The 13,629-nt window shown below is 61.1% G+C and carries 12 protein-coding genes; 7 read left to right on the plus strand and 5 right to left on the minus strand.

Annotated features, from left to right (window positions below):
• Positions 1 to 506: 506 nt before the first annotated feature.
• From istB to A4R29_RS30380, 5 genes are all read right to left on the minus strand, one after another.
• Positions 507 to 1,241 carry an IS21-like element helper ATPase IstB gene (gene istB / locus A4R29_RS30360; protein WP_063173869.1) on the minus strand — a complete coding sequence of 245 codons (735 nt, stop codon included), beginning with the start codon at positions 1,239 to 1,241 and terminating at the stop codon, positions 507 to 509.
• Positions 1,174 to 2,742: an IS21 family transposase gene (gene istA, locus A4R29_RS30365; RefSeq protein WP_063173870.1), complete on the minus strand. Its 1,569-nt coding sequence runs from the start codon at positions 2,740 to 2,742 to the stop codon at positions 1,174 to 1,176. The genes istB and istA overlap by 68 nt, the downstream gene beginning before the upstream one ends.
• Before the next feature lie 519 nt (positions 2,743 to 3,261).
• On the minus strand, positions 3,262 to 4,029 hold the full coding sequence (locus A4R29_RS30370) for an SDR family NAD(P)-dependent oxidoreductase (protein WP_063170551.1): 768 nt from the start codon (positions 4,027 to 4,029) through the stop codon (positions 3,262 to 3,264).
• A gap of 77 nt (positions 4,030 to 4,106) precedes the next feature.
• Positions 4,107 to 5,108 (minus strand): LacI family DNA-binding transcriptional regulator, encoded by a 1,002-nt coding sequence (locus A4R29_RS30375; RefSeq protein WP_082826744.1) that lies wholly within the window; start codon positions 5,106 to 5,108, stop codon positions 4,107 to 4,109.
• A gap of 36 nt (positions 5,109 to 5,144) precedes the next feature.
• Positions 5,145 to 6,143 carry a 4-hydroxythreonine-4-phosphate dehydrogenase PdxA gene (locus A4R29_RS30380; RefSeq protein ID WP_063170553.1) on the minus strand — a complete coding sequence of 333 codons (999 nt, stop codon included), beginning with the start codon at positions 6,141 to 6,143 and terminating at the stop codon, positions 5,145 to 5,147.
• Positions 6,144 to 6,229: 86 nt separating this feature from the next.
• Between A4R29_RS30380 and A4R29_RS30385 the strand changes: the two genes are divergently transcribed.
• From A4R29_RS30385 to A4R29_RS30415, 7 genes are all read left to right on the plus strand, one after another.
• Entirely contained in the window at positions 6,230 to 7,741 is a 1,512-nt protein-coding gene (locus A4R29_RS30385) for an aldehyde dehydrogenase family protein (protein ID WP_063173871.1), read from the plus strand.
• A gap of 49 nt (positions 7,742 to 7,790) precedes the next feature.
• Positions 7,791 to 8,687 (plus strand): 3-hydroxyisobutyrate dehydrogenase, encoded by an 897-nt coding sequence (mmsB, locus tag A4R29_RS30390; RefSeq protein WP_063174080.1) that lies wholly within the window; start codon positions 7,791 to 7,793, stop codon positions 8,685 to 8,687.
• Positions 8,684 to 9,991, plus strand: a complete 1,308-nt coding sequence (gene hisD, locus A4R29_RS30395) for a histidinol dehydrogenase (protein ID WP_063173872.1) — start codon at positions 8,684 to 8,686, stop codon at positions 9,989 to 9,991. The genes mmsB and hisD overlap by 4 nt, the downstream gene beginning before the upstream one ends.
• 102 nt (positions 9,992 to 10,093) lie before the next feature.
• Complete coding sequence (locus A4R29_RS30400) at positions 10,094 to 10,978, plus strand: amidohydrolase family protein (RefSeq protein ID WP_063170556.1); 885 nt, start codon at positions 10,094 to 10,096, stop codon at positions 10,976 to 10,978.
• On the plus strand, positions 10,965 to 11,885 hold the full coding sequence (locus A4R29_RS30405; RefSeq protein WP_063173873.1) for an NAD(P)-dependent oxidoreductase: 921 nt from the start codon (positions 10,965 to 10,967) through the stop codon (positions 11,883 to 11,885). The genes A4R29_RS30400 and A4R29_RS30405 overlap by 14 nt, the downstream gene beginning before the upstream one ends.
• Positions 11,878 to 12,792: an NAD(P)-dependent oxidoreductase gene (locus tag A4R29_RS30410; protein ID WP_127224576.1), complete on the plus strand. Its 915-nt coding sequence runs from the start codon at positions 11,878 to 11,880 to the stop codon at positions 12,790 to 12,792. Before A4R29_RS30405 ends, A4R29_RS30410 begins: the two co-directional genes overlap by 8 nt.
• 23 nt (positions 12,793 to 12,815) lie before the next feature.
• Positions 12,816 to 13,565 (plus strand): SDR family NAD(P)-dependent oxidoreductase, encoded by a 750-nt coding sequence (locus A4R29_RS30415; RefSeq protein WP_063174081.1) that lies wholly within the window; start codon positions 12,816 to 12,818, stop codon positions 13,563 to 13,565.
• The last annotated feature ends 64 nt before the right edge of the window (positions 13,566 to 13,629 follow it).

The following is a 13,629-nucleotide window of genomic DNA, read 5'->3' on the forward strand; positions in this document are numbered from 1 at the left end:
GACGGGCACTGAAAATGTCAACGCAAAGCCCACGCAGGGAGGCTGAGCGCGACAGCCCTGCTGGCGGCACAATCGTCGCCGACCTATGTCGGTATCCAACCGGTTGCGAGGCCCGATCGCGATGATGGAACAGTGTGGCACGATGGCTGACCCTGCTCCGGCCTGAGCTGTCGGTCGGCGCTCGTTGCGACGCCGCGACCTTGCCTAGATCGTGCTTGGCGGCGGCGCCTTGGTATGCCATCGCCGACATCGTGCTCGCCTGCTGGCGGGTCTCGGCCTGGTCGCCAGCGTCGGAATCGGGGGCGCGCTTATCTATGCCCTTCAGACCCGCGATGCGGGTCGGCCGAACGAAGAACTGTCAATGGCCACGGAATCGGGACCCTGTTTTTTCCCGCAAAAGGGACCCCGGCTTTCGGTGTTGAGAGGCACGCCGGTAAGCGCCCGATCAGGCGAAGCTGGTCGGGGTTGCACAGCCTGATCGGGCGCGACTGATTGGCTTTCGAACTTCAGCTTTGAGAGCGGCTCTTGAAGCGCCAGGATTCGTTGCCAGTCTCGGCGATCTCGCAGTGATGGGTGAGGCGGTCGAGCAGCGCGGTTGTCATCTTGGCGTCGCCGAAGACGCTCGGCCATTCCCCGAAGGCGAGATTGGTGGTGATGATGACGCTGGTGCGCTCGTAAAGCTTCGAGACCAGATGGAAGAGCAACTGCCCGCCGGCCTGGGCGAAGGGAAGATAGCCGAGTTCATCGAAGACGACGAAGTCGAGCCGGGTAAGATGATCGGCAATGCGGCCCTGCCGGCCGGCACGGGTCTCGGTCTCGAGCCTGTTGACGAGGTCGACAACGTTGAAGAAGCGCCCGCGTGCGCCGTTGCGGATGAGAGAACGGGCAATGGCGATCGCCAGATGCGACTTGCCGGTGCCTGTCCCGCCGACCAGGACGACATTGCGCTGATCGGCGACGAACGCGCCGGCGGCGAGGTCGCGGATCAGGCTCTCGTTGACCGGCGTGCCGGCAAAATCGAAGTCCTCGATATCCCTGGCCAGCGGAAGCTTGGCGACGGTGAGCTGGTACTTGATGGAACGGGCCTGCTTCTCCGATATCTCGGCCTGCAACAGATCGCCGACGATCTTCGGCGGTTCGTGCTGCCGCTTAATGGCGACGCCCATGATCTCGTCATAGGCCGCGCGCATCCCGAAGAGTTTCAGCGCCCCCATCAGTTCCAGTACTTCGGTGCGTTCCATGGCTGTTCGTCCTCCTGAGGCTGTCATAGCGGGCGCAGTCGGCGACCGGCTCGTGATCCAGCTTCAGCGCCTGGGGAATGGAAAGGATCGTGCCCGGCGCCGGATCGCGGCTGCGGGCCAGGATGTTGAGGATCACCGCGGCCGACGAGACGCCGTGCTCGATGGCTTCCTGGCAGGCGGCCTCGACCGCGCTCAATCCGTCGGTCAGCACGCAGGTGAGGATCGACACCATCTGCCGGTCGCCGTCATCAACCGCCTTGAGCTTGCGGCGCACCTTCTCCATTGCCGACGGCAGGACCCAGCCAAGGAACGGCGCGCCGTTGCGCAATCCGCCCGGCTTGCGGGCCAGGACCGGCACGTAGTGCCAGGGATCGTAGATGACCTCGTTGCGGCCGAAGCAGCGGGCATGCTCGCCCACGACCACGCCGTCCTGGCGGATAATGATCCGGTCGGCATAAGCATGGATCTCGACGGGCCGGCCGACGGCACTCGACAGCACCGAGTATTTGTTGTTGTCGAAGCGCACCGTGCAGGTCTTCGACACCGACGCGGGAATGCAATGGAAGCCGTCAAAGCGCCCGGCATAGGGAATGAAGCTGGCGCGCTCTTCTTCGAATACGTCCCAGATCGTGCGCTCGCCCTGTTCGGGATGCCGATGCGCCTTGGCATAGGCAACGCATTTGTCGGCCAGCCAGCCGTTGAGATCCTCCAACGTCTTGAAGCGCAGCCTCGGTGTGAAGAAGCGCTCGCGCACCAGCCCGACCTGGTTCTCGACTTGCCCCTTCTCCCTGCCGGCCGCCGGCGTGCAGGCCTCCGGCTCGACAAGGTAATGCCCGCACATCTGCGCAAAGCGGCGGTTGTAGCGGCGATCGCTGCCGATGAAGATCGCGTCCACCGCCGTCTTCATGTTGTCGTAGATGCCACGCGTGCAGGCGCCGCGGAAGAAGCTGAACGCCCGGTCATGGGCGTCGAACACCATCTCCTGCGTTTCGCGCGGATAGGCCCGCACGAAGAACATACGGCTGTGGCAAAGCCGCATGTGCGCCACCTTCACCGTTACCGTCACGCCGTCGAGCAGAACGATCTCGTGGCTCCAGTCGAACTGGTAGGCCTCGCCCGGCGCAAAGCTCAACGGAATGTAGGCTTCGGCCGCGGCGCTGCCGCGATCCGCCGCCCAGCTCTGAGCATGCCGCCACACCGAACTGTAGCTGCCGTCATAGCCGAGGCCGCGAAGCTCCTCAAAGATGCGGATCAGTGTCAGCCGCTCCCGCTGAGACTTGGCCGCATTCGCCGATGGCAGCCGATCCAGCTCGTCACGCCAGGCGCCCATCCGGGGATAAGGCTGATGCTTGCGCTCGTAGCGGAACTCTGTCTCCTCGGAACGCAAAACCTTGCGCACCACCTTCCGGGAGATCTTCAGCTCCCGGCAGATCGCCTTGATCGACTTCCCCTGCACCAGCGACAGCCGGCGTATCTTCGCAATCGTGTCCACAACCAACATCCAAAACACAAATGCCTCCGATCAAACCGGAGGCATCTTGATGACCCATCGTTAAGGGGTCCCGTTTGGACGAAAATCACCCCTCAAACAGGGTCCTCATTCCATGAAAAATCACACGATGTAGCCGAGGAGCGAGCCGGGGCCACTTGCCGTTGCGCTTGAAGAGCGTGTCGTGATCCTGGAGAACGCCTTTCGCAGCATAGTCTTCTCGCAGGTGAGGATCGGGCATGGCATCGCACGAAAGCTTTGTCTGTCGAACTGAGCGGACGGCCGTGGTTGTAGGAATGGGGTTTGCTTGATCTCCGTGCTCGCCCTTTACCTGGCGATGACCCACGGGATTGAGCAAATAGTTCGCGGGCCCCCTGGGACTGCCATATCCCTAAGGAGTGAAGACTGGTGGGCGTTCAGCCCACCAATGACAGCCGCGGCTTGTGCTTTGGCCGCTCGTGCACTGCGTGTCGCGTCAAAGACGGAGCGAAAACCACCAGAGATTGCCAATTTGCGGGTTGAGAATTGCCTTTAGTCCGCAGTCCATCCGCCGTCGATGACCATGGACGACCCCGTCATCAGAGAGGATGCATCGGACGCAAGAAAAACAACTGCTCCGGTTATGTCGTCGACATGACCGATGCGGCCGAGCTTTATTTTGCACATGACCTCCGCCTTAAATGTTTCGTTCTTCAGGAAATTTTGAGCGAGCGGGGTTTCTACAAACGTCGGGGAAATGGTGTTCACACGGATCTTGTATGGCGCAAGATCGATTGCCACCGCCTTGGTCATGCCCTCCATTGCCCATTTCGAGGCGCAGTAGACGCTGCGCGTCGCGGCGCCGACATGGCCCATCTGCGACGACATGTTTATGATGCTGCCACTGACGCCTTGCTCGACCATGCGTCGCGCGACGATCTGCGCGACAAAAAAGGAAGCACGGAGATTGAGGGCCATAATATCATCGAAATCGGCCTGCGTTACATCAAGGAATGGGTTGGTGCGGTTCATCCCGGCATTGTTGACCAGCACGTGAAAAGCCGGCCTGTGTGAAACAGCTTCACTCACTGCCGAAACGTCCCGGATATCGAGAGCGATTGCTTCGGCTCGTCCGCCCGCGCGAGTGATATTGGCAGCGGCAGCCTCGATCTCGCTCAATGTGCGGGCGATCAGAACGACCTCGGCACCAAAGTGGGCGAGCGCATGGGCGGCGGCCAGTCCCAAACCCCGCCCGGCTCCGGTAACAAGCGCCCGTTTTCCGTCCAGCCTGAAATTTGGCGCGACTTGATTTTCCTTCATAAATCACTCTCCATTTCCTTAACTTGAGAATACGTATGCATATGAATTTGCTAAATTAGTATCTGGCGTTGATCAGTTCAGACGGTTGCAGGACCAATGTTGGTAGAGCCGCGAATGATCAGTTCGCCGGGTATGCGAATAGCCGCTGGTGGAAAGTCTGCCGGATCAAACAGCAGGGACAGGGACCGCCCCACCATCGCCTCGATCGGCTGGCGGAAGGTGGTGAGGTCGTATGCCGGCCAGGCGGCCGAGGGAATGTCATCGAAGCCCACGATGGAAACATCGCGCGGAACTTTCAGCCCAAGCCCGAAGCGCGCTGCATCCAGCGCGCCAAGCGCCATGACATCGGCGATACAGAAGATGGCGTCCGGGGGAGTCGGGCCGGACAGCAGATTGATCGCTGCCCTGTAACCCCCGCCATAGGTGTTTTCGCCGAATTGCTCGCTAATGATTTGGACTCCATGGCGGCGCAATTCATCCTGAAAACCGGCGCTACGTTCGCGGTGGGTCGACGTATCAGGGCGGCCCCCTATAAGGGCTATACGCCTATGCCCTGCGGCAACAAGAAGGGCGGCAACTTCCATAGAAGCCGACCTGTTCTCGCAGCACACTGAATTGATCGAAAAGTCGTCGACGGAGCGGTTGAACAAAACCACCCGAGTGTTCCTGTTGTGCAGGATGTCGCGCATTCGCGACGACAACACAGCTGACGTGACGATCAAACCGTCGATCTCGTACTGAAGCATCGATGGCAGCACGTCATCGACTTCGAAACCCTTGGGCACGGAAAGCAACAGGAGCTGCTTGCCCATGGCGTTGAGCTTCTGGGTGTAGATTTCCAGGACGGCCGGGTAGAACGGATTGAGGATATCGGCCATGATCAGGCCAACCATATTCGTCTTCTTCGTCTGCAGGCTTCGCGCGATCCCATTTGGCGTATAGCCCAAGCGCTCCGCCGTCTTGCGAATCTTTTTCTTTGTCTCCTCTGAAATCCTCCCGTCGCCGGCGAGCGCGCGAGACACCGTCGATTGCGATACGCCAGCCTCCCGCGCGACATCCACCGAAGTTGACCGTCTCATGCATTGGATCCTTGCGCAAATCAGCTTTTGCGCCTGTTATGCTGCCTTGCGCGCAGCAATAGCAAGACGATGCGCGAGATCAAACGCTGCTGTCAGGCCGGCGGGGTCGGCGCGATTTTGGCCAACAATGTCGTAGGCTGTTCCTTGCGAGGCGGTAACGATTGGCAGCGGCAATCCGCCAAGAACGGTCGAGGTGTTGGCGAAACCGAGTGTCTTCAGCGCGATCTGGCCCTGATCGTGGAACATGGTGATGATCAAGTCGAGCTTCTCCGGCCCCACACGCAGAAAGACGGTATCGGCCGGATAGAGGCCGGCGACATCGTATCCAAGTTCCTTTAGCCTTTCGATGGCGGGGAGGATAATCTCGATCTCCTCAGTGCCCATTGCGCCGCCTTCTCCCAAATGCGGGTTAAGGCCGGCAACGGCTATTCTCGCACGTTTGCCGCTTGATGATTCGACCGCCTTGGCGCCGGCCACCGTGGCCGCAATGATGGACTCCACGGAGATGTTGTCGGCCACGGCGCGAAGCGGGATATGCGAGGTTACGCGGGCCGTCCAGAGAGCCCCCTGGTTATTCATTTCGCAGCAGAAGCCAGTAACACCGAGGCGACTTGAGAAAAAATGCAGTTCGTCGATCGCCTTGTGACCGGCCAGCCACATCGCCTGTTTGTTGAGCGGACCATAGACAATCGCATCGAGCTGCCCTGCCCCGGCCGCGTCTGCTGCACTCTCCAGCGCCGCGAGCGTGGCAGTTCCGCCCTCCGCACTCGCCACACCGGGTTTGTAGCCGCCTCGATCCAGACCTGAAATCAGCGCCACGCCGCCACGCTCCGGAATCGATGAGACGCTATCGACGACCGGGATTTCACCATCGAGACCAGCGATTCGTATTCCGTCGCGAAAGCTCCCTTTCCCACAAAAGACGGCAACGCGGAGGTCACTCTGGCGCCCCTTTGCATTGACCAATTTGGCACAAAGTTCCGGACCGACACCGGATGGGTCTCCAGCGACGAGGCCGATTGTTGTCACAGACATTTCTCACTCCCGTTTGACAAACTCATTTCAAATGTCTAACAGAGTGCATACGTATGCTCAATCAAAAACAACAGAAGCCATCTCGTATGAACGCCTTTGCAACAGACTCCCTTGAAGCGCGCATCGGCGCGCAAACCACGGAAGCGAGACGACTTTCGGGCCAGATCGTCTGCGGCGGCGGCTTGAGAAAAGCGCTCACAACAGCGCAATTCGATATCGAGAACCCCGCCACCGAAGAGATCATCGGCTCTGCGCCACGCTGCGGCATAGAGGATGTCAATTCTGCGGTGGATGCGGCTTCCCTTGCGTTCCGGTCTTGGTCGGCAACGCCGGCGAGAGAGCGCGGCGCCCTGCTCATGCGGGCAGCCGATCATCTCGACGGCTTCCGTGAAGACATTGCCCGGCTCTCGTCGCTGGAGACTGGCAACGCACTTCCAACCCAATCGCGCAATGAAGCCGGCACCATGGTCGACATCCTGCGTTATTTCGGTGGCCTGGCTGGCGAGATCAACGGCCGGACCTATCCGCCCGATCCTGGCCGGCTGCTCTATACGCGACGCGAGGCGCTTGGTGTCGTTGGCGCGATCATTCCGTGGAATGCACCGCTGATGCAGCTTGCCAGCAAGATCGCCCCGGCACTCGCCGCGGGCAACACCGTCGTGCTAAAGCCGGCCGAGCAAGCACCCTTGGCAGTGCTTCGGGTGTTCGAACTGCTACAGGCGGTTCTGCCACCCGGCGTCGCGAACGCAATCACCGGGCTCGGCGAGGAAGCAGGTCGCCTGCTTTGCCATCATCCGGCTGTACGCAAGATCAGCTTCACCGGATCGAGCGCCGTCGGCGCCTTGATCATGCACTACGCCGCCGACAAGATCATACCAGTCACAGCCGAACTCGGTGGCAAGAATCCGAACATCGTCCTGGCTGATGCCAATGTCGATCGCGCGGCGCGTGGCATTCTGCAGGGGCTTCGGCTTCAGCGTCAGGGCCAGTCGTGTTCCGCCGGTACGCGGATCTATATCCACGACGCCATCTATGATGCGGTGATCGAGCGCGTCCTGGCCGGCATTCCGTCTTTCCGGGTTGGAAACCCGCTGGATGAAGCGACACAGGTGGGCTGTATCGTATCGCGCAAGCAGTTCGATCGGGTCGAACGCTATATTGAAATGGCGCGGCAGACGCCGGGCGCCCGTATCCTTTGCGGCGGCCAGCGTCCCGAAGGTCTGGACAAGGGTTACTACTACTCGACGACGCTGATCGAGGGCGTTCCCGCAAGCTCACCCGTTTGCCGTGACGAGATCTTCGGGCCGGTCGCGACTGTCTCACGCTTTACCGATTTCGAGACCGTGCTGCAGGAGGCCAACGATACGCCTTACGGCCTCGCGGCAACGATTTTCACGGAAAACCTCCCGGCGGCGTTCGACTTCGTGTCGCGCATCGACGCCGGCTTCGTGCAGGTCAACCAGTTTGCCGTCGCGGAAGCCAACATCGAATATGGGGGGACGAAAATGAGCGGCATGGGGCGTGAACTCTCGCTGGCGAGCATGATCCAGCATTTCACCTGGTCGAAGACCGTCATCGTCAACACGTCGGCTGCCTGACCGGGAGAATGCTCAAGTGAAAACCGTCGCTTTCCTTGGCCTTGGCAATATGGGTCAACCAATGACCCGCAATCTGGTCCAAGCCGGCTTTCCAGTCATTGGCTTCGACCCGTCTTCGGCCGCACAGGACGCGGCTGAGAAGCAGGGCGTGAAACGTGCCACCTCCGCCGCCGAGGCGGCTTCATCGGCCGATGTGGTTATCACCATGCTTCCGACCGGAGACAATGTCCGCGACGCCTATCTTGGAGCGTCGGGTGTCATCGCGGCATCCCGCAAGGGTGCGCTCTTGATGGATAGCAGCACGATTTCATCGACCGTCACCTTGGAAATCGCCGCTGCCGCCCGCGCCGCCGGCCGGCGCATGATCGATGCACCGGTTTCAGGCGGGACGCCGCGCGCCCATTCCGGCACTTTGACTTTCATGGTCGGCGGCGAGGCCACGGATGTCGAGCATGCCCGCCCTCTGCTGGAAGCAATGGGACAGCGCATCTATCATGTCGGGGCTTCGGGAGCGGGCCACACGGCGAAGCTCTGCAACAACATTCTGTCCGGAATATGCATGGCGGGAACTGTCGAGGCGCTGGCACTCGGTGTCGCCAATGGTCTCGACCCAGCAATCCTAAGCGATGTGATGCGCAACTCCTCGGGCAACAACTACGCGCTCGAGCGCTATCACCCATTCCCGGGCCTGATGGAGAATGTGCCCTCTGCCAACGGTTTTGCCGGCGGTTTCCGCTCGGATTTCCAGTTGAAGGACATGCGGCTCGCCAAGGAACTGGCGAACAGCTCGAAAGTCCTGGCAGCGATGGGAAATCTGGCAACAGAGCTCTTCGCCATCCATTGCCAGAATGGACATGCCGGCGAGGACTATTCGAGCATCATCAAACTGGCGCTCGATCTCGACAGCTACTTCGAAGGCAGGACGACGGAAGGGGCGACCAAGTGATCCGCAAACTCAAAGAGGGGCGCGATCCGAGCGCCGTGGCAGCCGATCAGGCCACCGTCAGAGCCACTGTAGAGGGCATCATCGCCGATGTCCGTGCGCGTGGCGATGTTGCGGTGCGCGAGCTTTCGATCCGCTTCGACAAATGGGACCGCAAGGATTTTCGCCTGACCGATGCGGCAATACGCGCCTGCCTTGCGGAACTGTCCGAACAGAACCTGAGCGACATCCGCTTCGCGCAGGAACAGGTTCGCAACTTCGCGCAGCATCAGCGCGAAGCGTTGCGCGATATCGAGATCGAAACCCTGCCGGGCGTTGTTCTTGGGCACAAGAACATCCCCGTTCAGTCCGTCGGATGCTATGTGCCAGGCGGAAAATATCCATTGCTGGCTTCGGCCCATATGTCGGTCATTACGGCCAAGGTTGCCGGCGTGCCGCGCATCTTCACGGCTGCGCCGCCCTACGAGGGGCGCCCTGCCGCGGCGATCGTTGCGGCCCAGCACCTGGCAGGCGCGGATGAAATCTACTGCCTCGGCGGTGTTCAGGCGGTAGCCGCCATGGCACTGGGCACACAAAGCATCCAGTCCGTTGCCATGCTGGTCGGTCCAGGCAACGCCTTTGTGGCGGAAGCCAAGCGCCAGCTCTATGGACAAGTCGGCATCGATCTCTTCGCCGGTCCGACGGAAACCCTGGTCATTGCCGATGACAGCGTCGACGCCGAGCTATGCGCGACCGATCTTCTCGGCCAAGCCGAGCATGGTCCCAACTCACCGGCAGTCTTGCTAACCAATTCAGAGGCTCTCGCCAAAGCCACGATCGCAGAGGTCGAAAGGCTGCTGAACATCCTGCCGACTGCCGTCATCGCCCGTCGCGCATGGGAGGATTACGGCCAGGTAATCCTGTGTTCGACAGAGGACGAAATGGTCGGTGAAGCAAACCGCATGGCATCGGAACATGTGCAGGTGATGACTCGCGATCCGGATATCTTCCTCGAGCGGATGACGAACTACGGGGCGCTGTTTCTCGGGCCGCGAACCAACGTCGCCTATGGCGACAAGGTGATTGGAACCAACCACACGCTGCCGACGGCGGGAGCCGCCCGTTACACCGGCGGCCTTTGGGTCGGCAAGTTCCTGAAGACCGTTACCTATCAACGCGTCCTGACCGATGAGGCCTCGGCAATGATCGGAGAATACTGTTCGCGCCTTTGCATACTTGAAGGATTCGCCGGCCATGCCGAGCAGGCAAACGTTCGTGTCCGTCGCTATGGCGGGCGCAACGTCCCCTATGCGGCCGCCGCTGAATAAATCGCGATAAATCGCGGCGACGACTGCGGATGCCGGAAGAGGAGCTGGCATCCAATCTGACACGGGTCGTCCCGAGACGGAGAGGAGACAGACGTGACTGATATGCCGATGGTGGATGCTCACGTCCACTTCTGGAATCCCGAGCAGAACTATTATCCGTGGCTCAACGATCGGCCGCTGATCCCATTCCGCTATGGCGACTACTCCTCGATATGCCGGCCGTATCTGCCGGCCGATTACATGCGGGACGCTGCCGGTCACCACGTTGTCAAGACGGTCTATATCGAAGCCGAGTGGGATCCGAGTGATCCAATCGGCGAGATGGATTATATCGCCTCCCTTCGTCGTGAGACGGGGTGGCCTAACGTCGCTGTCGGCCAGGCATGGCTCGACCGGGACGACCGCGCCCGGGTGCTGGAGCGGCTGGCCGGTTTCGACTTCGTACGCGGCCTGCGTCACAAGCCGAAATCCAATCCCAAGCCCGGCTCAGCCGCTCCAGGCAGCATGGTCGACCCGCATTGGGTCGAAGGTTTCGCCATGCTGTCCAGCTATGGTTTGCGGTTCGATCTGCAGACACCATGGTGGCATCTGCACGAGGCGAGCACGCTCGCCGACCGCTTCCCGCAGACGCAGATCATCCTGCTGCATTCAGGGCTGCCGGCCGATCGCAGTGCCGAGGGGATTGCCGGCTGGAAGGCGGCAATGACCGAATTCGCCAAGCGGCCGAACGTGGCGGTGAAGATCTCCGGCATCGGCCTGCCTGGCCAGCCATGGACGGTCGCCAACAACCGCGACATCGTGAGGTCGATCATCGAGATTTACGGCGTCGAGCGCTGCATGTTCGGGAGCAATTTCCCGGTCGACAGTGTGTGCGGCACGCTCGATAAGATCTTTGGTGGCTACAAGGAGATCACGGCGGATCTCGGACCCGAAGCGCAAAAGCGCCTGTTCCACGACAATGCGGTCCAATTCTATGACATCCGGTAAGCCGCGCCTTGCCTATATCGGCGTCGGCCTGATGGGCGGACCCATGGCCGCGCGCCTTGCAGGGCTTGGCTACAAGCTACGAGTCTTCGACGCCGATGCCGGCCGGCAAGCTGCGGCTATGGCTTCGGGTGCAGTCGGCGCTGCGTCGCCAAAAGACTGTGTCGAGGACGCGGATCTCGTGCTCCTCAACCTGCCGTCGCAGGCGGCAGTCGAAACCGTGGTGTTTGGCCAAGCGGGCCTGTCGGATGCTCTGCTGTCACCGCAGATCGTGGTGGATTTCTCAACCGTGTCGCCGGATTTCTGCCGGTCCATCGGTTGGCGCGTCCAAGCGGCCACGGGATGCGAATGGATCGACGCTCCGGTTTCAGGTGGTCCCTCGGCGGCAGGCGAAGGCACACTGACGATCATGGCCGGCGGCTCGGATTGGGCGATCGCACGCATCCGTTCCTTGATCCAGGACATCGGCCGCCAGTTCACCCATGTCGGACAGACAGGCATGGGTTCGGTTGCCAAGATGATCGCGCAACTCGTGGTCGGCACGAATTATGCTGTTCTGGCCGAAGCCGTGCGCCTCGCTGAAGCGGCAGGAATGGATGCTGCGCTGCTGCCTGAATGCGTGAAATACGGCCATGCCGACGGCGTTCTGATGCAACAGCTCTATCCACGTATCGCCGCACATGATTTCGCGCCGCGGGCCTATGCGCGTCAGCTGCTGAAAGACCTCGACATGGTGCAGGAGCTCGCCCGTAGTTCGGGCACGGCGACCCCAATGTCCGGCCAAGCCGCCCAGCTCTTTCATCTGCTTATCGCCGCCGGCCACGGCGACATCGACGGCACCGGCATCTACCGCCTCTACGAAGGCGCGCCGTCACATCTTACAGCGATCGGGGAGAGCGCGCGTGCCTAGTAATTCTTACGGATTCATCGGTCTCGGTGCGATGGGCATGCCCATGGTCACCAAGGCTCTGGCAGCCCAGCTCGACGTGCACATTTTCGATACCAACGCTGCGGCCGTCGATGTCCTTGTCGCGCAGGGAGCAAAGCGGCAAGACAGCGCCGCCGCGGTCGCCAATGCGGTCGAGACGGTCTTCGTCAGCCTGCCAAACGCGCCGATCGTCGAGGCCGTCGCGCTGGGTGAGGCCGGCCTTATCCATGGCAAACGCATCAAGCACTATATCGATCTCTCGACCACCGGCCCGACAATGGCGCGCAAGGTCGGTGATGCGATGGCGGAACGCGGCGTATCTGTGCTGGATGCGCCCGTCAGCGGCGGACCAATCGGCGTCCGCAACGAGACGCTGGCGGTCATGGCGTCGGGGTCGGAGCAGACACTGGAACGGGCACGACCGTTCCTGGCGACATTTGCAAAGACTTTTGTCCATCTCGGCCCGGACGTCGGCAAGGCACAGATCCTCAAGCTCGCCAATAATCTTCTCACCGCAACCAACATGGTGATTGTCGGCGAAGCGCTAGCATTCGCCGAAAAGGGCGGTATCGAGCCCGAGGATCTGTTCCGGATCATCAATGCCGGCTCAGGCCGGTCCTGGGTGTCCGAGATCGCCTATCCAAAGCATGTGGTGACACGCCGCTACGACCAGAATTTTCGCACCGAGCTCATGCACAAGGACGTGACGCTTTGCATGCAGGAAGCCGAGCGTATGGGCGTGCCAATGTGGCTCGGGGCCAACGTCCGCCAGTTCTGGCAGTTCGCCATGACGCAAGGCATGGCCGACGCCGATTGCTCGCGCATCGCGGCCCTCATCGAGGGTTGGGCAGGCCTGAATATCGAAGACGCGGCCGAGGCCGCCGAATGAATTCATATGGGGAGGAGTACACCGTGATGCTGAACGACAAGACCGCCATTATCACAGGCGCCGCCTCGCCGCGCGGCATAGGCAAGGCCACGGCCCGGCGGTTTGCCGCGCAGGGCTGCCGCGTGGCGATCTTCGACCTCGACGAAGAGGCCGCCATGAATGCGGCCCGCGACATCGGCTCCGAACACATCGGCGTGGCTTGCGATGTCCGGGATCCTGTTTTTTGTCGCAAGGCAGTTGGTGACGTCATGGCCCGCTTCGGACATGTCGACATCCTGGTCAACAATGCCGGCATCAGCCAACCAGACCGGCTGATGGATATCACCCAGGAGAATTTCGACCTGGTCATCGATTCCAGCCTGCGTGGCAGCCTGAACATGACCCAGGCTACCGTGCCTTCGATGATCGAACGGCGCTCCGGCGCGATCGTTTCGATCGGCTCGATCGCGGCCCAGATCGGCGGCGGCATTTTCGGCGGACCGCATTATTCCGCCGCCAAGGGCGGCATCCACAGCCTCACCAAGTCGATGGCGCGTGAACTGGCGCAGCACAATATCCGCGTCAACGCGATAGCCCCCGGCACGATCGACACGGACATCTTTGGCGACAAGCTGACCGAAGACAAGCGGCGCGACATCGTCGAGAACATCCCGCTGGGCCGGCTCGGGACGGCTGACGATATCGCAAAAGCCTGCCTGTTCCTGGTCTCGGACCTGTCCGACTACGTGACGGGACTCATTCTCGACGTGAACGGCGGCCGATTCATGCACTGAAAAGACAGTCCGCACGGGCCTGCGGATCGATGCAACGACGAACATTGGAGGCGACGCATGCTTA

This window comes from Mesorhizobium ciceri biovar biserrulae (genome assembly GCF_001618845.1).
GTDB lineage: Bacteria > Pseudomonadota > Alphaproteobacteria > Rhizobiales > Rhizobiaceae > Mesorhizobium > Mesorhizobium ciceri.

Coding starts and splice junctions, on each gene's coding strand:
- istB (WP_063173869.1), bottom strand. CDS start 1,241: ATGGAACGCACCGAAGTACTGGAACTGATGGGGGCGCTGAAACTCTTC.
- istA (WP_063173870.1), bottom strand. CDS start 2,742: ATGTTGGTTGTGGACACGATTGCGAAGATACGCCGGCTGTCGCTGGTG.
- A4R29_RS30370 (WP_063170551.1), bottom strand. CDS start 4,029: ATGAAGGAAAATCAAGTCGCGCCAAATTTCAGGCTGGACGGAAAACGG.
- A4R29_RS30375 (WP_082826744.1), bottom strand. CDS start 5,108: ATGAGACGGTCAACTTCGGTGGATGTCGCGCGGGAGGCTGGCGTATCG.
- A4R29_RS30380 (WP_063170553.1), bottom strand. CDS start 6,143: ATGTCTGTGACAACAATCGGCCTCGTCGCTGGAGACCCATCCGGTGTC.
- A4R29_RS30385 (WP_063173871.1), top strand. CDS start 6,230: ATGAACGCCTTTGCAACAGACTCCCTTGAAGCGCGCATCGGCGCGCAA.
- mmsB (WP_063174080.1), top strand. CDS start 7,791: ATGGGTCAACCAATGACCCGCAATCTGGTCCAAGCCGGCTTTCCAGTC.
- A4R29_RS30400 (WP_063170556.1), top strand. CDS start 10,094: ATGCCGATGGTGGATGCTCACGTCCACTTCTGGAATCCCGAGCAGAAC.
- A4R29_RS30405 (WP_063173873.1), top strand. CDS start 10,965: ATGACATCCGGTAAGCCGCGCCTTGCCTATATCGGCGTCGGCCTGATG.